Source organism: Gemmatimonadaceae bacterium (assembly GCA_020851035.1).
Taxonomy (GTDB): domain Bacteria; phylum Gemmatimonadota; class Gemmatimonadetes; order Gemmatimonadales; family Gemmatimonadaceae; genus JACMLX01.
The window spans coordinates 304208-325574 of record JADZDM010000025.1 but is presented as its reverse complement, the minus strand read 5'-3'; the positions used below and the strand labels follow the sequence as shown (position 1 = coordinate 325574).

Annotated in this window: 19 protein-coding genes; 14 read left to right on the top strand and 5 right to left on the bottom strand. The window is 71.1% G+C overall.

Features of this window, described 5'->3' with window-relative positions; genetic code table 11:
• Positions 1–5: 5 nt before the first annotated feature.
• Complete coding sequence (locus IT355_18725; protein MCC7055314.1) at positions 6–1742, bottom strand: trypsin-like peptidase domain-containing protein; 1737 nt, start codon at positions 1740–1742, stop codon at positions 6–8.
• A 238-nt stretch (positions 1743–1980) separates the two neighbouring features.
• Here IT355_18725 and IT355_18720 point away from each other — a divergent pair, with 238 nt between their 5' ends.
• The 6 genes from IT355_18720 to IT355_18695 all read left to right on the top strand — a co-directional run bounded on the left by IT355_18720 (position 1981) and on the right by IT355_18695 (position 6788).
• Positions 1981–2709 carry a hypothetical protein gene (locus IT355_18720; protein ID MCC7055313.1) on the top strand — a complete coding sequence of 243 codons (729 nt, stop codon included), beginning with the start codon at positions 1981–1983 and terminating at the stop codon, positions 2707–2709.
• Between the two features lie 175 nt (positions 2710–2884).
• Positions 2885–3493 carry a DinB family protein gene (locus tag IT355_18715; GenBank protein ID MCC7055312.1) on the top strand — a complete coding sequence of 203 codons (609 nt, stop codon included), beginning with the start codon at positions 2885–2887 and terminating at the stop codon, positions 3491–3493.
• Positions 3494–3530: 37 nt separating this feature from the next.
• Positions 3531–4313 carry a creatininase family protein gene (locus IT355_18710; GenBank protein MCC7055311.1) on the top strand — a complete coding sequence of 261 codons (783 nt, stop codon included), beginning with the start codon at positions 3531–3533 and terminating at the stop codon, positions 4311–4313.
• A 136-nt stretch (positions 4314–4449) separates the two neighbouring features.
• Positions 4450–4887 carry a hypothetical protein gene (locus IT355_18705; protein MCC7055310.1) on the top strand — a complete coding sequence of 146 codons (438 nt, stop codon included), beginning with the start codon at positions 4450–4452 and terminating at the stop codon, positions 4885–4887.
• Position 4888: 1 nt separating this feature from the next.
• Entirely contained in the window at positions 4889–6109 is a 1221-nt protein-coding gene (locus IT355_18700) for a phosphodiester glycosidase family protein (protein MCC7055309.1), read from the top strand.
• A 64-nt stretch (positions 6110–6173) separates the two neighbouring features.
• Positions 6174–6788, top strand: a complete 615-nt coding sequence (locus tag IT355_18695; GenBank protein MCC7055308.1) for a hypothetical protein — start codon at positions 6174–6176, stop codon at positions 6786–6788.
• 158 nt (positions 6789–6946) lie between these two features.
• Here the strand turns inward: IT355_18695 and IT355_18690 are convergent, their stop codons facing one another.
• Positions 6947–8332 carry a M20/M25/M40 family metallo-hydrolase gene (locus IT355_18690; GenBank protein ID MCC7055307.1) on the bottom strand — a complete coding sequence of 462 codons (1386 nt, stop codon included), beginning with the start codon at positions 8330–8332 and terminating at the stop codon, positions 6947–6949.
• A gap of 191 nt (positions 8333–8523) precedes the next feature.
• Between IT355_18690 and IT355_18685 the strand changes: the two genes are divergently transcribed.
• A complete protein-coding gene (locus IT355_18685) occupies positions 8524–8871 on the top strand; it encodes a hypothetical protein (protein MCC7055306.1) in 348 nt (115 codons plus the stop codon).
• Between the two features lie 99 nt (positions 8872–8970).
• Here the strand turns inward: IT355_18685 and IT355_18680 are convergent, their stop codons facing one another.
• On the bottom strand, positions 8971–9696 hold the full coding sequence (locus IT355_18680; protein MCC7055305.1) for a hypothetical protein: 726 nt from the start codon (positions 9694–9696) through the stop codon (positions 8971–8973).
• Between the two features lie 179 nt (positions 9697–9875).
• Positions 9876–10544 (bottom strand): hypothetical protein, encoded by a 669-nt coding sequence (locus IT355_18675; protein ID MCC7055304.1) that lies wholly within the window; start codon positions 10542–10544, stop codon positions 9876–9878.
• Between the two features lie 235 nt (positions 10545–10779).
• Between IT355_18675 and IT355_18670 the strand changes: the two genes are divergently transcribed.
• The 4 genes from IT355_18670 to IT355_18655 all read left to right on the top strand — a co-directional run bounded on the left by IT355_18670 (position 10780) and on the right by IT355_18655 (position 15367).
• Positions 10780–10986: a hypothetical protein gene (locus tag IT355_18670; protein MCC7055303.1), complete on the top strand. Its 207-nt coding sequence runs from the start codon at positions 10780–10782 to the stop codon at positions 10984–10986.
• Between the two features lie 74 nt (positions 10987–11060).
• Positions 11061–11753 carry a sigma-70 family RNA polymerase sigma factor gene (locus IT355_18665; protein MCC7055302.1) on the top strand — a complete coding sequence of 231 codons (693 nt, stop codon included), beginning with the start codon at positions 11061–11063 and terminating at the stop codon, positions 11751–11753.
• A gap of 20 nt (positions 11754–11773) precedes the next feature.
• Complete coding sequence (locus IT355_18660) at positions 11774–14206, top strand: serine/threonine protein kinase (GenBank protein MCC7055301.1); 2433 nt, start codon at positions 11774–11776, stop codon at positions 14204–14206.
• Positions 14207–14314: 108 nt separating this feature from the next.
• Complete coding sequence (locus IT355_18655; GenBank protein MCC7055300.1) at positions 14315–15367, top strand: cyanophycinase; 1053 nt, start codon at positions 14315–14317, stop codon at positions 15365–15367.
• 34 nt (positions 15368–15401) lie between these two features.
• Here IT355_18655 and IT355_18650 read toward each other — a convergent pair whose 3' ends face one another.
• A complete protein-coding gene (locus tag IT355_18650; protein ID MCC7055299.1) occupies positions 15402–15812 on the bottom strand; it encodes a hypothetical protein in 411 nt (136 codons plus the stop codon).
• 141 nt (positions 15813–15953) lie between these two features.
• On the opposite strand from IT355_18650, the gene IT355_18645 reads away from it, so the two are divergent.
• From IT355_18645 to IT355_18635, 3 genes are read left to right on the top strand one after another with little or no spacing between them, the layout of a single operon-like run.
• Positions 15954–19229, top strand: a complete 3276-nt coding sequence (locus IT355_18645; GenBank protein ID MCC7055298.1) for a hypothetical protein — start codon at positions 15954–15956, stop codon at positions 19227–19229.
• Between the two features lie 60 nt (positions 19230–19289).
• Positions 19290–20384, top strand: a complete 1095-nt coding sequence (locus tag IT355_18640) for a YcaQ family DNA glycosylase (protein ID MCC7055297.1) — start codon at positions 19290–19292, stop codon at positions 20382–20384.
• Positions 20385–20398: 14 nt separating this feature from the next.
• Positions 20399–21358 (top strand): alpha/beta hydrolase, encoded by a 960-nt coding sequence (locus IT355_18635; GenBank protein ID MCC7055296.1) that lies wholly within the window; start codon positions 20399–20401, stop codon positions 21356–21358.
• Positions 21359–21367: the final 9 nt, after the last annotated feature.

The window sequence follows — 21367 nt, the reverse complement described above, 5'->3', positions numbered from 1 at the left end:
GTCCGTCAGCGCGCGCTGGGCCCGACGTTCATGAGCTCAAGCGCGTACTTGATCGGCACCGCGAACGACACCGAGACGTCGGCCTGGCGGCCGGCGAAGAAGATGCCGATCACGCGGCCCTGCGCGTCGAACATCGGGCCGCCGCTGTTGCCGGAGCCGGTCGTGTTGATGTTGAGCTGGAAGCGGTCGCCTGACGGGGTGTAGAAGTCGGTGTTGCCGCCGCCGTTGTCGCTCGACTTGGTCACCTTGGCGATGGTGCCGGTGGTGAGGGTGACCTCGGGCACGACCTTGGACTGCGACTCCTGGTTGAACGTGTCCTTCGACTTCACCACGGCGTAGGTCACGTCGGACACGCCGGGATAACCCATCACCGTCACCTCCTCACCCTGCCGGACCGACGCGTAGTTGTCGTTGAGCGACAGCGCCGTCAGCGGCCGCGGCACCTTCACCGAGAGCATCGCGACGTCGGCGCGCGGGGAGGTGGCCACTGACTGGGCGTCGATGTAGTTCACGTTGCCCTGGAAGCCGACCTTCAGGTACTCATGGCGTCCCGAGAACCCACCGACGATCCCCTTCGGGCCGGCCTGCCGCGACTCCGACGGGATCCAGTTACCCGGTGGGTCGGTGACGACAGGTGAGCCGTCATCGCGCATCATCATCTCGCCGTTGTTCAGCACGACCCCGACATCACCCTGCTGGAAGTGGTACGGTGCCATCCAGTTGGCCCCGACGTGCCGGTTGGTGATCAGGAAGCCATCGGTGGTGACGACGAAGCCCGTGCCGCTGCCGGCCACGCCGATCGGCCGTCCCTGCCCCTGCGACAGTGTCAGCGCCGGCTCGATCTGGCGCTCACCCACCACCACGTAGGCCGGCACGAACTGCGGCCCGCCGGGCACGATCTGCGCCATTTCGCCGGTCTTCGTCTTGTAGGCGTTCTGCATGTAGCGGTGGAACACGGGCTGCCCGTCGTACTCGAGCTTCCAGCTGAAGTAGACCTGCACGACGGCGGCCCCGAACCGGGCCCCGATGTCGACGGCAGAGACAGGCGCGTTGCGTCCGTCAGCGGCGCGGCGCACGCTGTCGTCGCGCGCGGCAGCCAGCTGCGCGGCCTTCACGGCATCGGTGACGACGGCAGCCTGGTCCACCGGCTTCGGCCGGCTCACGGCCCACACGACACCGGCGCAGACCGCGAGGCCAAGCGCGCCAGCCAGCATGTAGTTCATCGTGCGCGACTTCTGATGCGTGTCGGTGATCATGCGCTCCACCGTCGCCTTGCCGATGCCGCCGGGCGCCGGTGCGGACAGTGGCGCAGTGGTCACCGACATCGCGGGCACGGCGGCGATGCGCGTGGCATCGGCCGACGGACTGGCCGCCATGCCGAGGCGGGTGGCCTTGAGCGTGGGCGCCGGACGCGGCTCGACATCGAACTCGAATTCCGGGCCACCGGCACCGAGCTGCACGACGTCGCCGGGCTGGATGGCGACGCTGCCGCTCACGCGCTGCTTGTTGAGGAAGGTGCCGTTGCGGCTGTCGAGATCCGACAGGGTGAAGGTCGTGGCATCCGCCCCGTCACGCGCGATCCGCGCATGCTGGCGTCCGACGAGATCGTCCTGCGCGGGATCGAAGCGGACGGCCGCAGCAGGGTCACGGCCGATGAGCAGCTCGGAGTACGCGCTCAGGGCAAACGTCTCGGTCTCACCGGCCTTGGAGCCCTTCAGGTGCTTCAGGTGCAGTTTTTCCATCGCGATGGTCCTCGGAGGGGCGCGTGATTGCGGGAGGAGCGAGCAGGTGGAGTGTCCTGCTCACACCACACGCGCAGGACCCTGCGGAATCGGCTCATCACCGCCGGAGGTGTGCGTCGCCCCGCGTCGGTGGACCGACGCATGAGCCGAAGCGCGCCCATCCTGCGCGTGGGGAAGTGCGAGGCCCTGCGCCGCGCATCACACCCGGTCGTTCCCTCCCGCTTCGAGGTCGCACCCCATGTTCCATCGCTCGCTCCCGACGGCGCTGCTCGCCGTCGCCGTCCTTGCCGCGCAGCCGGCAGCCGCCCAGTCCGCGCAGCGCTGGTCGATTCAGGCCTCGGGCATCGCCGTCGGGGCATTCGGCTCCGCATACGAGGGGCTCGCCACGGGCTACGGCGGCGAGCTGCAGGCGCGCCTCACCCCCAGCCTGTGGTCGTACGGCGCCGGCATCCAGTACTCGTCCCACGGGCTCAAGACACTCGACGGGCAGAGCATTGCGCTGCAGGGCGTGTTCTTCGAGCCCCGCCGCGTCTTCGACACCGGCAGCGGGAAGTACGCGCCCTACCTCTCCGGCCGCATCGCCTGGCTGCAGCAGTCAGCAGACATCGATGTCGCTTTTGCCGGCGGGCGCCGCACGGCCCAGGCGCCATCCCTCTCGGTGGCCGCACAGACAGCGTCCGCCACCGGCACCGAGATCACGGCCAGCGGATTCCAGGGCAACATCGGCGGCGGCATCCTCACCCGCCTCTCGCCGCGCGTGAACCTCGACCTGGGCGTGACCCTCGGCGTGATCCGGTTCGGTGATGCGAAGCTCACCGTGAACGGCACCGACGTCGGCACGTTCGGCGGCACCTCCGGCACGGGACAGAACGTGGTGGTGCGCGCCGGCCTCGCGATCGGGCTCGGCAAGGGCAAGTCGGCCCCCCCTGCACCGGCGCCGCGACCGGCGCCCCGCCCGCGGCGCTGAGCCGGCGTCAGTGCCGCCCGCTCGAGGGTGACCGGAGCGCCGTACGGGCCCTGCGGCGCGGGTACTGGAACCCGACGCCGTCGCTCCCGTATTGCCGGTGGTCGCGCCGCGGCGTACTGTGCCCGCGCGGCCCCGATCCCGACCGTCCCCACCCTTCCGCAGCGAGCGTCCACCCATGCGCCGTCTCTCCCGCCTCACGATCCTCACCGCCATCGCGGCGCTCGGCGCCTGTGCGAAGCCGGGCGACCCCGCAGCGGCGGCCAGCGCCACACCCACCGCCACCGCCGCAGCTCCGGCCGCCAGCGCGACCGTGATGGCCGACCTGCTCACCGACGTGGGTGAGGTCGAGAAGAAGATGGTGTCGCTGGCGAAGGCCATCCCGGCGGCCTCGTACGGCTACCGGCCGGCCGCCGGCGTGCGCTCGGTGAACGACGTCGTGATGCACGTCGCGAGCGACAACTACTTCATGCCGGCCTCCGTCGGCACCGCCGCACCGGCGTCCACGGGCATCGTGGCCGGCAATTTCGACGCCGTCACGGCGTTCGAGAAGCGCGCCCTGTCGCCCGATTCCGCCGTGGCGCAGCTCACCGCGTCGTTCACCTTCCTGAAGGATGCGATGAAGGCCCAGACCGCCGCCTCGCTGACGGAGAAGAAGGAGATGTTCGGCGCCGAGTACACCGGCCAGCAGGTGTGGATCATGGCCACCACGCACCTGCACGAGCACCTCGGGCAGCTCATTGCCTACGCGCGGGCGAACAACGTCACCCCGCCGTGGAGCAAGTGACCAACTCGCACCATCGTCGGATGCGGGGTGCGGTGCCGTGACGCCGCGCCCCTGGATGATCGCCGAGACGAACTGGAAGCAGGTGGCGGCGTGCCGGTACGAGGTGGCGGTGCTGCCGTGGGGCGCCACCGAGGCGCACAACTTCCACCTGCCTTACGGCACCGACAACTACCAGAACGAGCACATCGTCGCCGAGGCTGGCCGGCTGGCGTGGGACAGTGGTGCGAAGGTGGGCGTGTTGCCGTCGATCCCGTTCGGCGTGCAGACGGGCCAGCACGACATCCCCTTCTGCATCAACCTCAACCCGAGCACGCAGCACATCATCCTCGGCGACATCATCGCCTCGCTCGCGCGGGCGGGGGTGCCGAAGTTCGTGCTGCTGAACGGCCATGGCGGCAACGAGTTCCGGCAGATGCTGCGCGAGCTGCAGCTGGCACATCCCACCGTGTTCCTGAGCACCGTGTCCTGGTGGCACATCGACGGTGGTGCCGGCACGTTCGACATCGTCGGTGACCACGCCGACGAGCGGGAAACGAGCATGATGCTCCACCTCCACCCGGACCTCGTGCTGCCGCGTGCGGAGTGGGGAGACGGTCGCACGTATCCGTCCCGGCTGCGCGCGATCCGTGAGAAGTGGGCATGGGCGCAGCGAGACTGGCGCCAGGCCACAGCCGACACCGGCGTCGGCGATCCGCAGCACAGCACCGCGTCGAAGGGCGCGGCGTACCTCGAGCGCCTGACGCGGGAGTTCGCCGCCTACCTGGTGGAGCTGGCGGCCGCCGATCCGACGGACCTGTACCAGCGCCCCGCCGACGCCTAGGCGTGCCGCGGCCCGCGCGCCGTGGCGTGTGGGGCGTCGGCTGGCGATATTCCGGCCGCCGCGGATCAGGCCGGCTGGTGGCAACACGTGCCAAACCCGGAACGGCCTGACCTGCCCCACCCCATTCAGCACAGTCATGGCCAACGGATCCGGATTCAGCCTGGGCGGCATCGGCGGACGCATCGTCGCCGCGCTTGCCCTCGTCTTCCTGACGTACAATCCCGAAGGGAAGTCGTTCTACCACTGGGCGCTCGCGCCACTCATCGACGGGCGCAGTTCGTCGGGCCCGCTGTCGGTGAAGTTCCTCGCCGGCCTCGCGCTGGCCGCCGCCTGGGTGGTGTTCCTGAGCGCCACGCGGCGCTCGCTCGGCATCGGCGGCGCGCTGCTCGTCCTGGCCATCTCCGGGGGCCTGGTCTGGATGCTGATGGATTTCGGCATCGTCAGCGCCAATTCCGCACGCAGCGTGACCTACGTGGTCGAGATCTGCACCGCGCTGATGCTCGCGGTGGGCATGAGCTGGTCGCTGATGTCGAAGAAGATCACCGGCCAGGTGGATGTGGACCGCACGGACTGACGTGTCATTCCGCGTCGCGGCGCTGCTGCTGGCGGGCGCACTCACGGGGTGCGTCGGCGCGCGGCCGGTGGTGGTGGCCCCGGCCACCGCGCCGATCGCGACGCTCCCCCGCGGCGTCGCCGACTCGGTCTCGTCCATGCGGCTGCAGGAGGGGCTGGTGCTGCACCACCTGGTGCGCAACGCCGGTCCGCTGCGCATCGACGTGCTGGATGTGGACCTGACCGGCTGCGTCACGCTGCAGGCGCTCAAGGGCGGCAGCACGGCCATCGGTCGCAGGACGACCAGCGCCATGCTCGAGTCTGCGCTGATGCACGACCGGTCTGTCGCCGCCGCCGTCAACGCCGACTTCTTCCTCTTCGCACCACCCGGCGTACCGGTCGGCGCACTGGTCGAGGACTGGCGCATCATCACCGGTCCGATAGAACGCCCGGTGCTCGCGTTCGACGCGCGCAACCTGCCGTTCATCGGGCCGATGGCGGTCGCGACCACCGTGCGGAGCACTCGCGACTCGGTCGTGGCAACGACGTGGAACCGGCCGCGGGCGCAGGCCGTGGGCATCGTGGATGCAGCGTGGGCACAGGCGCTGGACAGCGTCATCCGTCCGACGGCGCGCGTGTTGGTGCCGCTCGGCACCGGTCGCGGCACCAACGCGCGTTACCTCGTGTGGCCACTCCCCGCGGCACATCCCGGCATCGCGCTGGGGGACACGCTCATGCTGACCGGGCGCGGGACGACGGGCCTTGCCGATGGCGACACGGTCACTCTGCAGACCACCTGGTCACCCGTGCGTCCCTGGCAGGCGGTCGGCGGCTTCCCGCTGCTGCTGCGCGACAGCCTGTGGTCGCCCACCCTCGACACCGACGGCGCCGAGGGCTTCCGCGGGCGCAATCCGCGCACGGCGGCCGGCTACACGCGCGACAAGGGTCGGCTCTTCCTGGTGGTGATCGATGGGCGGCAGCCCGGCTACAGCATCGGCACCACCACACGCGAGACCGCCGACGTGCTGCGCTCGCTCGGTGCCGTGGATGCGATCAACCTCGACGGCGGTGGTTCCTCGGTGCTGGTGGTGCGCGACGACCCGGCATCGCCGCGCGCGCGCGTGGTGAGCCGACCGTCGGACGCGGCGGGGGAACGTCCCGTCGGTGATGCGCTGTCGGTGCGGGCGTCGTGCGGTCATGGCGTGCCACCGCGCCGCGCGCCGGCCGGAACCGTGGTGCCGTAAACCTTCGTCGTGGGTGCGGGGTCAGAAGAAGGTCCGCGCATGACCTTCCAGACCAGGAGTCTCCATGAAGTTGCCTCGTCCGACGCTCGCGCTCGCCACGATGGCCGCGCTGTCGATCCTGCCCACGCTGGCCGGCGCCCAGCGCCGCGATGACCGCCGCGAGGAACGACCGGCGCGCAGCCTCCGCATCAGCCTCGAACGGTACGACCGTCGGCCGGACCGCGAGATCTCGATGTCCGTGGGTGCGCTGCGCAGTGACGACGACGACCTGCAGCTGCCGATGGCCGCGCTGCGCACCGACTGGCGCGTGCGACGCTGGCTGCGCTCGGAGCTGGGCGTGTCGTACGCGATCGGCAACACCGAGGCGCAGGCCGGCGGGCTGGTGTCGGCGGCCGCGCGGTCACTGCAGCTCGGCACCGCCACGGTCGGGCTGCGGGCCGAGTGGCCGATGCAGGTCGTGCGTCCCTACGTGGGTATCGCCACCGGCGTCGCGTTTCGTCGCGAGGAGGGGGCCGCCGACTACGTGCGCACGACCACCGCATTCCCGGCCGGCCTGCGCCTGGTGCTCGGCGACCGCGTCTCGCTGCGCGGCGAGGCGCGGTTCCGCTTCGACCAGCGACGGACCGGCGGGCAGAACGTGCTGGTCGAGCAGACGGGTGGGCTGAGCGTCGCGTTCTAGTGGCGTGTAATCGAAGTTCCGGAAGCAGTCGCCGGTCGGGGCATCCCGGCTGGCGGCGTTGAGAATCCTCGCAATACCGCGGGTATTGCTGCGGTGTTCGCCTGGCCATCCAGGCGCCCCATCCGGCTTCGTGCTATCCGAACTTCGATTACACGCCACTAGCGTGGGAACGCGACCAGGCTCTCCTGACCGTTGCGGCCGACGGCGGCCACCCCGAAGAAGTAGTTGTCGATGATCACGTTCTCGAGTGTGTGCCTCGTGACGTTCCCCACGAAGCGGGAGCGCGTCCAGTTCACCTCACTCGGCTTCCGCCAGTAGATCCGGTAGCCGAGCACCTCGGGTGACGGCGAGGCCACCCACGCGAGCGTGGCGGACGGCTGCACGGCGCCGGTGATGCGGACGGAGTCGGGCACCGCCGGCGCCCACGCGAGCGAGATCAGCGTGGCGGCGTCCAGCGCCGTGATCTTCGCGGCGTAGCCGAAGTTCACCCCCTCGATCACGTCACCGTACCGGATGCCGTTCTCGGTGCGCAGGTCCTGGTGCTGGCGCGTGTAGTCCTCGTGTGACTCCATCAGGCGCACGGCGGGCGCGCCTTCGTTGAAGAACGGCGTGTGGTGCCCGCCGCGGCCGTAGCGGTCCAGGCGGTAGATGATCTCGACATCGAGGTTCGGGAAGTAGCGGTCGGCGACGGCGTCGATGTAGCGCGCCAGCTGGCGCGACGGGGTGTCGAGCTCGCCGCCATTGGTGAGGATGCGGCGCAGTTCCGCCGGCGTGGTGCTGGCCGGCATCCCGGGCGCGAAGACGCGTGCCTTCGTGTTCTCCGTCACGCCGTCGATCCCGCTGATGTTGCCGACCATGTCGTTGTTGATGACCGCATCGATGCGCCACCCTTCCTGCTTCGCGATGCGTGCCACGATCTCGCCGCCGAACAGCCCCTGTTCCTCGGCCGAGAGCCCGGCGAAGACCACCGAGGCATTCGGCCGGTGCGCGGAGAGCACACGCGCCGCCTCCAGCACGGCGGCCATGCCGCTGGCGTTGTCGTTGGCGCCCGGAGAATCCGAGGTGGCGTTCATCACGTCACTGACTCGGCTGTCGATGTCGCCGCTGAGCAGCACGAAGCGATTCGGTTCCGTCCGCCCGCGCAGGATCGCGACCACGTTCACGATGTTGACGTCGGTGCGGATGCGTCCCGTCGGCGTGCCCTTCTGGATGTCCGACATGTAGCGGACCTCGAGGCAGTTGCCGCACTGCCGCGAGATCTCCTGGAACTGCGCGAAGATCCAGCGGCGAGCGGCGCCGATGCCGCGGGTGGCCGAGACGGTGTCGGAGAGGGTGTTGCGCGTGCCGAAGCCGACGAGGGTGCGGACGTCGCGTTCGATGCGGGCGGCCGACGTGGCGGCCACGATGGCGTGGATCCGCAGGTCCTCCTGCGAGGGCAGCACCGCGGGCTGCTGTGCGTGCAGGTGGGCGGGGCTGAGCGCTGCGGCGAGGCAGACGAGGCGGAAGAGGCGGAAGCGGCGGACGCGGCGGGGGGGAACGGGCATTGGCGGGGCGGTCGGCGTGAGGGCGGCGATGGCTGGCAACCGGCGTCAAGTTGGCGCATCGCCACACGCCGCGCGACGGCCGTCCCCCACCGTCCCTCGCCAGGGTGCCCAGGTGCCCCGCGCGCGCGGCCGGCACCACTGATATCGTTTCCCGCCACCCCCGCTGGCCCCACCCGCACACGGAGCAGACCATGGCACGCCCCATCGTGTTCTTCGACATCGCCGGACCAGCCGACACCGGACTCCGGGAGTTCTACGCGTCGCTCTTCGAGTGGACCGCCGACGCCGGCGGACGCATCGCGGTGCCGGCCGCCGCCACGCTGTCGGGCGCGTTCCGTGCCGACCCGGCGGAGAAGCGCCTCTACATCGGCGTCGACGACGTGACGGCAACGCTCAACGCGATCGTCGCGGCCGGCGGCAAGGTGCACGTGCCGCGCTTCGAGGTGCCGGGCGTGGTGGTGCTGGGGCTGTTCGCCGACCCGGCGGGCAATCCGATGGGACTGGTGGAGATGGATGGCGACGCACCGAAGATTCCGTAGGGCGTGTGCGTGGCCGCTCTCGTATGACGCGCGTCGAGGGTGCCCACGCGGACGCGGACACCCTCGACGATCGACGCCGGCGCGCGCTGCGGGCCCGACTCAGCCCGCGCGGCGCAACTGCTCGTTCCGGATCTCCTCGTGCACAGCCGGCACGAGCCCCTTGCCGAACTTCGCGAGGCGGTCCAGCTCCTCGCGCGTGATGCCGCCGACCTCACCGCGATGCGCCGCCTTGATGGCGTTCATGCGGTGCTGTGAGGCCAGCATCTCCTGGTGCGTCCCCACGACCAGTGGCGTGACGCCGGGGCGCTCGGCGAGGTGCGCCCTGAGCCGCGCGACGTGCTCCTGGTGCACCTCGTGCACCGACGTGCCGGCGGCGAGGTAGCGGGCCGAGATCAGGGCCGGCAGGTCGATGGCCGCCGCGCTCGCGGCGTTGCTGGTGACCACGAAGGTACCGTCGCTGCACTCCGTCTCCATGTCCACCACGGGCTTCGGCAGCGTGCGCATCACCCAGAGCAGGATGCGCAGCACCAGCTTGCCGATACGCGGATGGTAGAGGGCGGACATGATCGTGCCGTCCTTCGACACGAGCGCGCGGATCAGCACCGGCATCAGCACCGTCCCGGGCGCGTTGGTGATGGTGCGATCCTCGAGGTCGGCGAGGTGGCGGAAGCCCTTTGCCGAGAGCAGGCGCGCCGTGCGTTCGTAGAACTGCAGGTCCAGGTGGCGGAACTTCTGCGGATCCGCGGCCACGTAGTCGTGCACCGGCTTGTAGGTCGCCTCGATGTTGGCGAGGATGGCGAGGGCAGCCTTCTGCGTGGGTTCCATGCGCGGTGTCCGGAGTGTGGATGCCCGTCGCGCCGCTGCGGCGCCGGGCCTCCGGAATGACGTCTGAGGGGAACAGCTGTCACACGCTGGCACGCGGGCGCCGGCGGGGTGCCACCGCGCGGGCACTGGCGGAGGCCGCCGGGTGCCCGCGGAGGGGTGTGGCAGGGCGTGAGCGGCGCTCAGGGAGTCAGCGAGTAAGCGCGGTCTGCCGGATAGGTCGTGAACGCCCCCGTGAACAGCTGGACCGAAAGGCTGTTGTCGGTGGTGCCGTTGCGCCAGCCCCAGTACACGTCGTAGGACGGCGTGGTGGCCTGCACGCTCATCCAGTACTTCACGCCGGCCGCCGCCACGAAAGGCGTCGCGAGCGTGGCGCTGTAGCTGTAGAACGCATAGGTCACGTTCGTGGCACTGCCGCAGCTCAGGTTGGACACATTGCGATCGAAGACCTGGTTCGCCTGGGCCAGGGTCAGTGTGGTCACCTGGATCGGGGCGGCGATGTTCGGGCGACCGCTCGCATCGGGGTAGAACGCCACCGTGAAGGCTGATGCCGTCGGGGCAGGTGCGGCCGCATTGGCCGCCTGCACGCAGTAAATGCCCTGCCACCCCACGGTCCGGATGGTCGAACCGCCCGTGAAGCTGAAATCGTCGAAAAGCTGCGCCGGCGGGGCGCCGTTGGTCACGATCTGCGAGGTCCGGGCCTCGATGTTCGTGCCGCTGCCCACCGGATTCAGGGTCGTGAAGCTCGTCTTCTGGTTGCCCACCGGCGCGGTGGGTCCGCCGGACTTCTTGCTGCAGGCGACGAGGGAGAGCAGGAGGACGGGCAGCATCGGCAACGACAGTCTGGACATGGCAGCCTCACTTGGTGGAATCCGGCGGCGGACAGAAGAGGTGTGGCACCGCTCTTCCCCACACGCGCCGGATCCGGCCGGTGAGGCTCATTCCGACGATCCGGCTCCGATCGCGGCGCGCCCCGCCCTGAAACGGTGCGACGGCGAGGCGCGTACGACGGGGAGGCGCGTGACGGCGCCTCGCCGGCGGCGGGCGCGAGCCGCGGCGCGACCCGAGCCAGCGGAGTTCCGACGCGTGGGCACACTCATCCTCTGGGCCGTCCTGACCAGCGGGATCACCGGTGGCGTCTGGGTTGCCATCGTCCTGCTCGGCAATCACGCCCGGCTGCGGAAGGAGCATGCCGATATCGGGCAGCAGCTCGAGGCGCGGCGCGCCGAACTGGCCCGGATCGAGGCGCGCCTGTCGCAGCTCGAGCAACGACTGCCGAGCGGGCCGGAGTGAGGCCGGCCCGTCGCGGATGCCGGGCTGGCCCCACCCGGTGATCGACACGGAACCGGTCCTGCGCGTATGCTGGCATGGCCACCCACGTCCCTGCCTTCCCCCGCACCGCGCGCCGCCACCGGCCCTTGACGCCGCGCTCGCGCCCCCGGAACGTGCAGGCGCGCCGCCGCACCGTCTCACTGCCCCGCCCTCGCCCTGTGGACCGGACTGACACCGATGTGACCCGGTTGCTCGCCGCCGTCGCGAATGGCGAGTCGCAGGCGATGGCGCAGCTGATGCCGGTGATCTACGACGAATTGAAGCGGCTCGCCGCGGCGCAGCTCCGCCGGGAACGCGGTGAACACACCCTGGGGGCCACGGCACTGGTGCACGAGGCGTGGTTGCGCCTCGCCGACCAGCGCGCCGCGAACTGGCGTGATCGCTCGCACTTCTTCGCCATCGCCGCGCAGGCCATGCGGCGCATCCTCGTCGATCACGCACGACGCCGCGGCGCCGTGAAGCGGTCACGGGACCAGCAGGTCACGCTCGACACCGCCGTGCCGGTGGCCGCCGATGCCGACAGCGACGAGGTCCTCGCCGTGCACGAGGCGCTCGACCGGCTCGCACTCCTCGACGCCCGCCAGGCCCGCCTCGTCGAGCTGCGGTACTTCGCCGGCTTCACACTCGAGGAGAGCGCCGGCCTGCTCGACATCTCACCGGCAACGGCGAATCGCGACTGGGCCGTGGCGCGCGCCTGGCTCCAGCGTGAGCTGAGCCGCGGCGACTGAACCACGGCCTCGGCCCGCAGATGCCCATCGATGCCGCACGCTGGCCGCAGGTCACGGCGCTGTTCGCCGATCTCCTGCCACTCCACGCCGGGGAGCGCGAGGCGGCGCTGCGCCGCGTGGCCGACGCCGAGGTGCAGGCGGAGGTGCGCTCCCTGCTGGCCGCCAGCGACACCGCCGGATCGCGCTTCGAGCGCGCACCGGTGCTCACCGACGGTGCGGAAGCGCCGACCCACGCGCCCCTGCGGCACCGGCACGACCGCGGCGACCGCATCGGCCGCTGGCGGCTGGTGCGACTGCTGGGCGAGGGGGGCATGGGCGCGGTGTACGAGGCCATCAACGACGACGCCGGCTTCACCAAGCGCGCCGCGCTGAAGATGGTCTCGCGCAGCCCCGCCGACGGCACGCTGGTGCCCCGGTTCGAGGCCGAGCGCCGCATCCTCGCGCGCCTCGAGCATCGCAACATCGCGGCCCTGCTCGATGGTGGCGTGGACGATGACGGGCGGCCCTGGTTCGCGCTCGAGTACGTGGACGGCGCGCGCATCGACCAGTGGTGCGACACGCACCGCCTCGACCAGCGCGCCCGCGTGCAGCTCTTCCGGCAGGCCTGCAACGCAGTCCAGTATGCGCACGAGCGGCTCGTCGTGCACCGAGACATCAAGCCCGCGAACATGCTGGTCGCCGCCGACGGCACCGTCAAGCTGCTCGATTTCGGCATCGCCAAGCTCACCGACGACACCGAGCATGCACTGACGGAGTTCGGGGTGTCTCCGATGACCGCTGCCTACGCCAGCCCTGAGCAGCGCGCCGGCACGGCCGTCACCACGGCCACCGACATCTACTCGCTGGGCGTGGTGCTGCACGAGCTGCTGACCGGCCTGCGTCCTGATCGCACCGGCGGATTCGACGCGACACCGGACGTGGCCGCCCGACCGATGGACGCGGAGCTTGATGCGATCGTCCGCATGGCGATGCGACCGGAGCCGGATCGCCGCTACGCCAGCGCGCAGGAGCTTGGCGACGACCTGCAGCGCTGGCTCGACGGACGCGCGGTGCGCGCGCAGCCCGACACACTCGGCTACCGCACGGTGACGTTCGTGCGGCGCAACCGCGTCGCCGTGGCCGGTGCGGCGCTGGCGGTGGCGGCGCTGGTCGCGGCCACGGTGGTGAGTGTGCGCCAGGCGGGCATTGCCCGTGCCGAGCGCGATCGCGCACAGCGCGAGCAGGCTCGCACGGCACGCGTGTCATCGTTCATGCAGGAGGTGCTCGGCCAGGCACGGCCACGCGAGGGCGGACGCGCGCTCACCGTGACCGAGGCCCTGGACCGCGCCATTCCCGCGCTCGACACGGCGTTCGCGCGCGAGCCGGACATCAAGGCTGCGGTGCAGCTCTCGCTGGGCAGCACGCTGCAGGAGCTGCAGCAGTACGCACGGGCACGCGCGCTGCTGGAGGCCGCCTACGGCTACTACCGGACCCACGATGGCCCGACGCCATCACGGCAGCAGACCGACGCGCTCTGGGACCTCGCCTCACTGGCGCAGCAGGACGGCAACGTCACGGAGGCCGAGTCGCTGTACGTGCGGCTGGCCGGTGCGTACCGGAGGCTCCCCGGCTACGATGCCGCCGACCCGACGCGCGCCCTGATCCGCATCGCGGGGTTGCGCCTCGACGCCGGCGACCTGCGCGGCGCGGTGGCGGCGTACGACTCCCTGCTGCCCGGCATGCGACTCGCCACCCGCACCGATTCGCTGGACCGCGCCGCCAACCTCGGCTCGCGCGGCGTGGCGCTTGCCACGCTCGGCAACTTCACGCGGGCCGCTGCCGACTTCGCGGTGGCGCTCGCGATCGATGAGAAGGTGCTGGGCCCGGACAACTTCGCCACCGGGCAGGTGCTGCAGCCCTACGCCGGTGCGATGATGTTCACGGGCCGCCTGGCCGTCGCGGAATCACTGGCCCGGCGGTCGCTTGCGATCGCGACCCGCGCGTTCGGCGCCGAGGCGAGCGGCACCCTCGCGGCGGCACGGATGCTTGGCACGGTGCTGGTTGCCGCCGACCGGTGCACGGACGCCATCCCGGTCTTCACGTCGATCCTGTCGCACCGCGGCCCATCCCTGCCCGACTCCGACCCCAGCGTGGGCTACTCGCTCGCACATCGTGGCTACTGCCGGGCGCGGCGCGGCGACACCGCCGGCGGGATCGCGGACGCGCGCGAGGGGCTGGCCATCAGCCGGCGCGTCCTCGGTGCGCGGCACTACGCGACCCACCTGGCGGAAAGCCTGACGGGTGCGGCGCTCGGCCACGGTCCGCGTGCGCTCCACGCCGAGGCGGGGGCGCTGCTGCGCGCCGGCGCGGAGGGGCTGCGACGCACGCTCGACCCGGCGCATCCCCGCGTGCAGGACGCCGACGCGCGTCTCGCCGCCTTCCTCGGCTCGGAGGCCGATCCGTCGCGCCGGTGAGTCGGCGTCGCGGGGCCGGCGCTCGCGCCGCGCGGCCGGCTCGTCTATGCTGACGCAGCGCCGCACGGCTCGCGTGCCGGCATGCCACCCGCGTCACCGGTGTCCGTCATGATCCGTCGCCTCATCGCCGCTGCGGTGCTCTGCACCGCGACGGCTGCCTGCACCACCCGCACCGCCACGCCGGTCACCACACCGGCCCCCTCCGGCGCCGGCGCGGTGGACGCGGGGTACACCGCCTACTTCTCGGGGAGCGCCGTGGACGCCGTGACCGTGCCGGCCGGCGGCGCGCTCCTCGCCGGCGGTGGCACCGACAGCGACGCGGCGATGACCTGGCTGCTGGCCCAGGGCGGTGCGCGGGCGCCGAAGCGGTACGGTGACGTGGTGGTCCTGCGCACGAGCGGGAGCAACGGCTACAACAAGTACCTCATGTCGCTGGGCGCGAACTCGGTGACGTCGATCGTGATCCGGTCGCCCGACGGCGCCAACAGCGCATACGTGCGGGATGCCATTGCGAAGGCCGAGGTGGTGTTCCTGGCAGGTGGTGACCAGTCCACGTACGTGCAGCGGTGGAGCGGCACGGGGCTGCAGGCCGGCGTCAATGCACGCGTCGCGGCCGGCTTCCCCATCGGCGGCACCAGCGCCGGCCTCGCCGCGATGAGCGAGTACGTCTACTCGGCGCTCAACGTCTCCTCGGTCAGTGCGACGGTGCTGCAGAACCCCTACGACAGCAGCATGACGTTCAGCCGGTCGCTGTTCAGCGTGCCGCTGCTGCGCAACACGATCACCGACACCCACTTCGCCCCGCGCGACCGATTCGGGCGCAGCGTGGCGTTCCTCGCACGCCTCCAGCAGGACGGCCTCGCCACCGCCCCGCGCGGCATCGCGGTGGACGAGGGCTCGTCGGTGGGCGTTGCGGCCAGTGGCGACGGCGTGGTGTTCGGCTCCGCCGGCAGCGGCGGGGCGTGGTTCATGCAGAGCAGCGCCACCGCGACACGCATCTGCGCGCCGTCCACGCCGCTGAGCTTCGCACCCGTCACCGTGTGGCACGTGCCGGTGGGGGGCCGCTTCGACCTCGCAGGCTGGTCCACCCATGACGCCACACCCTACACCGTCACGGCCGTCAAGGGCGTGCTCACCTCGTCCACCGGCAGCATCTACTGAGTGGGCCGCGCGACGCGTCGGTGGCGCGGCCGGGTCACCCCTCGCCGGTCTCGCGGAGCTGTTCCTCCATCACCGCGATCTCCGTGCGCTCAGCCTTGATGGACACACGCAGCCGTCCGTGGATGCCGATGTACTGGTTGGCGACCCAGACGAGCGCGAACCACGCCAGCAGGTAGCCGCGCCAGCCGTCCACCAGCAGGCGGAACTGCGTGAGCCAGAGTGCCGCGAGCGCAACGTAATGGCTGAAGCAGTATTCGCAGGTGAACAGGTAGAAGAACTTCCGCTGCACGAGTGACTGCGCGGACTTGCTGCGTGCGTCGCAGAACTCACGCGGTTCGCGGAACACCTCCTCGTGCGTGACGGTCCAGGCCACGCAGGCCACCGGGATGGCGAGTGTGAAGAGCCAGCCGAGCTGCGTGAGGAGCGGGACCGTGAGCGGTGTCATGCCCCTGAACCGGGCGGCAAGTTCGGGGCCAACCCTCCACCCTGCCGGCGCGGGTGATGTGTCAGGGTGCCTCGCGCACGGATGAGGCAGGGGCGACATTCCCACCCGTCGCCAGGCGCCACTCTCTTCCGCCCCAGAGCCATGCACTTCCGTACCGCGCTGTGCCTCACCTGTCTCGTGCCCAGTCTCCTCGTGGCCCAGCGCACCGTGCCGGCACCGGTGCCCCCGCGCGGCACCGGCCTCGACACCGCGTTCGTGAAGGTGCCGTCGTGGCGCTTCGTCGGGCCCGATGGCAACCGCGTGATCGCGGTGGCCGGCGTGCCGGGTGAGTACCGCACCTACTACGCCGGTGCCGCCAGCGGCGGCCTGTTCAAGAGCACCAACGGTGGCATCCGGTGGGTGCCGGTCACGGACTCGCTGCGGGTTTCGTCGGTGAGTGCGATCGCCGTCGCCGCAAGCGACCCGAATATCGTCTGGTTCGGCACCGGCGAGACCTTCCTGCGCAGCAACATCTCCGTCGGCGACGGCATCTACCGCTCCACCGACGCCGGCCGGCACTGGGAGCGGATGGGGCTGGAGCACACCGGCCGCATCGGCCGCGTGGTGATCCATCCCGCCAACCCCGACATCGTGTACGCGGCGGCGCAGGGCCACGGCTACGGACCGCAGCCGGAACGCGGGCTCTGGCGCACGCTGGATGGTGGCCGCAGCTGGAAGAAGGTGCTGTTCGTGAACGACAGCACCGGCGTGATCGACGTGGCGATGGACCCGTCGAACCCCCGGGTGCTGTTCGCGGCCTCATGGCAGCAGTACATCGTGCCGTGGGACAAGCACTCGGGCGGCAACGGCAGCGGCATCCACATGTCGCGCGACGGCGGCGACACCTGGATCCGGCTGGACGGCCAGGCCGACGGCAACGGCTGGGGCCGGGGACTGCCGAAGGCCGGCACGATGGGCAAGATCGCCGTCGGCGTGGCACGCAGCGACCGCAACCGGCTCTATGCCCTGATCGAGATGAAGGAGCCGGCACTCTACCGCTCCGATGACGGCGGCCGGTCCTGGCGTGTCGTCAACCGCGACCACGACATCCTCGAACGGCCGCAGTACTACACCCGCTTCGGCATCAGCCCCACCGAGGCGGACCGGCTCTACATCGTCGGCGTGCGCTTCGTGGGCAGCAGCGACGGCGGCGTGACCAAGATGCCGAACGCCCCGCGCGCCGGCGGAGACCTGCACGACATCTGGTGGGACCCGTCCGATGCCGACCGGTTCGTGGTGGGTGACGACGGCGGCGTCGGCATCACGATCGACGGCGGCAGGTCGTTCAACCGCATCGCGCTGCCGAACGCGCAGATGTACCACGTCGCCACCGACACGAAGATCCCGTACAACCTCTACGGCAACCGGCAGGACGGCTACTCGTATGGCGGGCCGAGCAACTCGCGCGGGTCGCGGAACATCGGCGTCTGGAGTGCCGTCGGCGGGTGCGAGAGCGGCTGGGCCATCCCCGACACCGTGGACAACCGCACCGTCTGGAGCGGCTGCTACGATGCCGGCCTCGAGCGCTTCGACCTGCAGACGCGGATGGCGCGGGCCGTGGAACCGTGGCCGGAGGCGGGCTACGGCGTGCCACCGAAAGACCTGAAGTACCGCTTCCAGTGGACGTTCCCGATCCACATGTCGCCGCACGACCACAACACGGTGTACGTGGGCAGCCAGTTCGTGCACCGCACCACCAACGGCGGCCAGAGCTGGACGATCATCTCCCCCGACCTCTCCACCAACGACGTCACGAAGCAGGGTTCGTCGGGCGGACTCGTCACCGACAACCTGTTCGTCGAGAACGTGACGGTGCTGTTCGCGATCGCCGAGTCACCACTGCAAAAAGGAGTGATCTGGGCGGGGACGATGGACGGCCTGGTGCACATCACGCGCGACGGCGGCACCACCTGGACCAACCTCACCGCCAACGTCCCCGGGCTGCCGAAGTGGAGCACCATCTCGGCCATCGAGCCGAGCAAGTACGACGCCGGCACCGCATACATGGCGGTGGACGCGCACCTGATCAACGACCGCGACCCGTACATCTACCGCACCACCGACTACGGCCGGACCTGGGTGCGCATCAGCAGCGACATCCCGCGCAGCGTCTTCGCCTACGTGCACGTCGTGCGCGAGGACCCGGTGCGGAAGGGCATGCTCTACGCCGGCACCGAGAACGCGCTGTACGTCTCGCTCAACGACGGTGCCAACTGGATCGAGATCAACGGTGCCCTGCCCCACGCCCCGGTGAGCTGGCTGCAGGTGCAGGGCCACTTCCACGACCTGGTGGTGAGCACGTACGGCCGCGGCTTCTGGATCGCCGACGACATCTCGTACCTGCGCACCCTGGCCGACTCGATCGCCACCAAGCCGGCCGTCCTGCTCCCGCTGCGCGCGGCCTACCGCTTCCGCCGCATCTCCACGCCGACCGGGTCACCCAACTCGCTCGTGAACGGCGAGGACCCGCCGCTGGCCGCGACGATCAACTACACCGTCGCGGCACTGCCGACGGACTCCACCGCGCGGGACGCGGTGCAGTTCCGCGTCTACGATGCCAGCGGCGCGCTGATCCGGCGCTTCCGGGGCGCGCCGGCGAAGCGCGGCCTCAACCGCGCGCTCTGGGACCTGCGCCACGAAGGTCCGCGCAAGGCGAAGCTGCGCGTGGCGCCGCCCGGGAACACCACGCTCAAGGTGGCCGACTCCCGCCCGCTGGTGCCGTGGGACCTGGACCTCGTCGGCGGCCAGGTCGGGCCGCTGGTGGCACCGGGCACCTACACCGTGGCGATGGTCTGGAAGGGCGACACGCTGCGCCGGCAACTCGAGGTGCGCCGTGACCCGAACAGCGAGGGGACCGACGCCGACATCACCGCGCAGGTGGCCCTCGCCCTCCGGATCCGCGAGGCGCTGAACGAGACGGTGGCGCTCATCGACGAGTCGGAGTGGAGCCGGCGCGGCTTCGAGCAGCTGCGCAGCAACGTGCGCGAGCGGCTCCGAGACCTGCGCGAGTACGGCCCGTCGCCGGCCCGCAACCTCTCGATCGCCGATGCCGAGGCGTTCCTGAAGGACATCGACGAGGTCGAGAAGAAGGTGCTCGACATCGAGGCGAAGCTGTACGACGTGGCGCTGACCGGCGCGCGCGAGGATGCGTTCCGCACCCCGAACCAGCTCTACGAGAAGCTGGCATCGGTGGGCAGCGACGTGGCCGCGTCCAGCGCCGACTTCCGGCCCACCGACCAGCACGTCGCGGTCTATGGCATGCTGCGCACGCAGCTCGACGGGCTGAAGCAGCGGTTCGGCGGACTGGTGTCCGGCGACCTCGCCGCTTTCACCGCGAAGGCGGCGAAGCTCGGTGTGACGATGCCGGTGATCTTCTGAGCGCAGCCACGCCCCGCCACCACCCGCACCCACCCCGCACCCGTCCAGCTCCCCGATCCCGTGGCCACTCCTCGCGGCACGCTCGACATCCCGCGCCTGCGCCAGTTCGCCCTGCGCCGCCAGCTCCCCGCGCCCACGACGCTCGGGCGCGCGCTGCGGCGGCTGGGTTTCGTGCAGGCCGATCCCATCCGCGCCCCCGCACGCGCGCAGGACCTCACGCTGCGCCACCGCGTGGTGGACTACCGCGCCGGTGACCTCGAGCGGCGATACCCGAGGCTGGCGGTCGAGGAGGACTTCTTCGTCAACTACGGGTTCGTCACCCGCGACCTGCACGCGCTGATGCATCCCCGCGCCGAGCGCCGGACGTTCACGGCGTCGGAGCGCAAGCGGGCGGCGGCCATCCTCGAGTTCGTGCGCGAGCGCGGCGTGGTGCACCCACGCGAGGTGGACCTCCACTTCGCGCACGGCAAGGCGACCAACTGGTTCGGCGGCACCTCGAACGTGACCACGCAGCTCATGGACGGCATGCATCACCGCGGCATCCTGCGCGTCGCACGCCGCGAGGGAGGCACGCGCCTCTACGCGGCACGCGAGCAGACACCGCCTGCCGCGGACCCGGCCGCAGCCATGGATGCGTTCGTGGACGTGCTGGTGGCGAAGTACGCGCCACTCACCGCCTCGATGCTGACGTCGCTGGTCTCGCGGCTCTGGTACGCCGCGCCGCAGTGGGCGGAGACACGGAAGGATGCCGGTGCCCGCGCGCGGAAACGGCTGCACCACATGCACGTGGATGGTGTGGCGTGGTACTGGCCCGAGGGTGAGTCGCCGGCCACCCGGCGCGTCGTGCCACCCGACACGGTGCGGCTGCTGGCGCCGTTCGATCCGTTCGTCTGGGACCGCCGACGATTCGAGCTGTTCAACGGCTGGGCCTACCGCTTCGAGGCCTACACCCCCGCCCCGAAGCGGGTGCGCGGCTACTACGCCCTGCCGCTCGCCTGGCGCGACACGGTGATCGGCTGGGCGAACCTGGCGGTTCGCGACGGCCAGCTCGTGCCCGACATCGGCTACGTGAGCGGCCGCGCGCCGCGCGACGCAGGATTCCGGCAGGCGCTGGACGAGGAGCTGGACCGGTGCCGCGTCTTCCTGTCACTCTGACCCCGCATTCATCCATGTTCCCGATGCATCACCGCGCACGCGCCATCACGCTGGTTGCCGGCGCCCTGGCGTGCGGCCTGCCTTCCCTGCCGGCGCAGGCGCCGGCACCGCGCCTCACGGCCGGCATTCTCGAGGCGCGCCAGGTCGTGGCGCCCGACACGTCCGTGGTGCTGACGGTGGACGGCCGCGACCTCGTCGCCGAGCTGCGCGTGCCCGCCGGACGCGGCCCGCATCCGGTGGCGATCGTGATCCACGGCGGCTGCTGGGTCACGGAGTTCGCCGACCGGCGCTACATGCGGCCGCTGGCCGAGGCGCTGCGGCAGGACGGCATCGCCACCTGGACCATCTCGTATCGCCGGGCCGATGAAGCGGGGGGTGGGTGGCCCGGCACCTTCCTCGACGTGGCCGCCGAATCAGCGCTGCTGCGCGACCTGGCGCCGCGCTGGCAGCTCGACCTCACGCGACTGCTGGTCACCGGTCACTCGGCCGGCGCGCACCTCGCGCTCTGGCTCGCGGCGCAACCGCGGCTCCCCGCGTCGAGCGGCGTGCGTGCGACAGGGAACGCGCTGCCGGTCGGCGCGGTGGTGGCGCTCGACGGGCCCGGCGACCTCGCCGCCGCGAACGCCGGCGTCACGAGCATCTGCGGCGGTGCCGTTCTGGAGCAGCTGCTGGGCGGCGTGCCATCGTCCAACCCGGAACGCTGGCGACTGGCCTCTCCGTCGGAGTGGCTGCCGCTCGGTGTACCGCAGGCCATGGTGCGCGGTGGACTCGACTGGCGCCTCCCGGCGCTCGGCTCCGGGGCCGGTGCGATGCCCGCCTACGCGGCGCGGGCGCGGGCGGCCGGGGACAGCACCTGGGTGGTCGTGGCCGATTCGACCAACCACTTCACGATGCTCGACCCCGAGCGACCGGCCTTCGCAGTGACGCGGCAGGCCATGCGTGATGCGCTGGCGGCAATGACGTCGCGGCGATGACGTCGCGGC

Bases quoted from the DNA above. Each gene is read 5' to 3' on its own strand.
- IT355_18725 (MCC7055314.1), bottom strand. From the start codon at position 1,742: ATGGAAAAACTGCACCTGAAGCACCTGAAGGGCTCCAAGGCCGGTGAG.
- IT355_18720 (MCC7055313.1), top strand. From the start codon at position 1,981: ATGTTCCATCGCTCGCTCCCGACGGCGCTGCTCGCCGTCGCCGTCCTT.
- IT355_18715 (MCC7055312.1), top strand. From the start codon at position 2,885: ATGCGCCGTCTCTCCCGCCTCACGATCCTCACCGCCATCGCGGCGCTC.
- IT355_18705 (MCC7055310.1), top strand. From the start codon at position 4,450: ATGGCCAACGGATCCGGATTCAGCCTGGGCGGCATCGGCGGACGCATC.
- IT355_18695 (MCC7055308.1), top strand. From the start codon at position 6,174: ATGAAGTTGCCTCGTCCGACGCTCGCGCTCGCCACGATGGCCGCGCTG.
- IT355_18690 (MCC7055307.1), bottom strand. From the start codon at position 8,332: ATGCCCGTTCCCCCCCGCCGCGTCCGCCGCTTCCGCCTCTTCCGCCTC.
- IT355_18685 (MCC7055306.1), top strand. From the start codon at position 8,524: ATGGCACGCCCCATCGTGTTCTTCGACATCGCCGGACCAGCCGACACC.
- IT355_18680 (MCC7055305.1), bottom strand. From the start codon at position 9,696: ATGGAACCCACGCAGAAGGCTGCCCTCGCCATCCTCGCCAACATCGAG.
- IT355_18675 (MCC7055304.1), bottom strand. From the start codon at position 10,544: ATGTCCAGACTGTCGTTGCCGATGCTGCCCGTCCTCCTGCTCTCCCTC.
- IT355_18665 (MCC7055302.1), top strand. From the start codon at position 11,061: ATGGCCACCCACGTCCCTGCCTTCCCCCGCACCGCGCGCCGCCACCGG.
- IT355_18660 (MCC7055301.1), top strand. From the start codon at position 11,774: ATGCCCATCGATGCCGCACGCTGGCCGCAGGTCACGGCGCTGTTCGCC.
- IT355_18655 (MCC7055300.1), top strand. From the start codon at position 14,315: ATGATCCGTCGCCTCATCGCCGCTGCGGTGCTCTGCACCGCGACGGCT.
- IT355_18650 (MCC7055299.1), bottom strand. From the start codon at position 15,812: ATGACACCGCTCACGGTCCCGCTCCTCACGCAGCTCGGCTGGCTCTTC.
- IT355_18645 (MCC7055298.1), top strand. From the start codon at position 15,954: ATGCACTTCCGTACCGCGCTGTGCCTCACCTGTCTCGTGCCCAGTCTC.
- IT355_18635 (MCC7055296.1), top strand. From the start codon at position 20,399: ATGTTCCCGATGCATCACCGCGCACGCGCCATCACGCTGGTTGCCGGC.